At 52.7% G+C, this 1,076-nt stretch carries 1 protein-coding gene; it reads left to right on the top strand.

The genetic code is table 11. From position 1 onward, the window contains the following. A partial coding sequence (locus tag KO503_RS09125) for an IS3 family transposase (RefSeq protein ID WP_215991248.1) occupies positions 1 to 849 on the top strand: 849 nt, incomplete at its 5' end. Positions 850 to 1,076 lie beyond the last annotated feature (227 nt).

Raw genomic sequence — 1,076 nt, 5'->3', positions numbered from 1 at the left:
ACCTGCAGCGTGGCGAGGCTGCAGGATCAATCTCAAAAGCCAAAGTATGTCTGGAACCGCATCCCTGACGACGTACGGCGCAAGGTGGTGAAGCTGGCGCTGAAGGAGACCGAGCTGTCGCCAAGAGAACTGGCAGTGACCTTCACAGACAAGGAAAGTTACTTTGTATCAGAGGCTTCAACGTATCGGATCTTGAAAGCGCATGATCTGATCACCAGCCCTGCCTTCATCGTGATCAAGGCCGCCAGTGAGTTCAAAGACAAAACGACTGAGATCAATCAGCTTTGGCAAACGGACTTCACTTACATCAAAGTATTGGGCTGGGGCTGGTTCTATCTCAGCACGGTGCTGGACGACTACAGCCGCTATATCGTCGCCTGGAAGCTCTGCACTAACATGCGGGCTGAAGACGTGACAGATACACTGGACCTCGCTTTGCAAGCGTCTGGCTGTGACCAAGTTCATGTCGTTCACAAGCCACGTCTGCTCAGCGACAACGGGTCAAGCTACGTCTCAGGGGATCTGGCGGAATGGCTGAAAGACAAAGGCATGAAGCACTCTCGCGGTGCGCCGTATCATCCGCAAACCCAAGGCAAGATCGAGCGATGGCATCAGACGCTAAAGAACCGCATCCTGCTGGAAAACTACTTCCTGCCCGGTGACCTTGAAGCCCAGATCGAAACCTTCGTCGATCACTACAACCACCAACGTTATCACGAGAGCATCAACAACGTCACACCTGCCGACGTCTACTTCGGCCGCGACAAAGCCATTCTACAAGAGCGTAAAAGGATCAAACGAAAGACACTCGAAGCGCGACGCTTGCATCACCGCCAGCACGCTGCATAGTCAAACCAACCAGATGAGCCAAACGCTCTCTTAGTTTAGGCCGCCATTGGTCCCAAAAACCCTGACGACGGACAAGTAAAGTGGTCCCACTTATTCGGACAGTTTTGCGGTTCAGCTAAGATGTAATCGGGTTGATTTCATGCTGGTCTTGTCCCGCTTACGTTCCGGTCTCTCAACTCATTTATGCAGCCTTTCGTTCGAAGGCTAAGGGGCTTTTGCCACCTAGC

The sequence above is a fragment of the Pacificibacter marinus genome (genome assembly GCF_018860505.1).
GTDB lineage: Bacteria > Pseudomonadota > Alphaproteobacteria > Rhodobacterales > Rhodobacteraceae > Celeribacter > Celeribacter marinus_B.
Note: the sequence above shows the minus strand (reverse complement) of the source record. Positions and strands in the feature narration are given on the sequence as shown.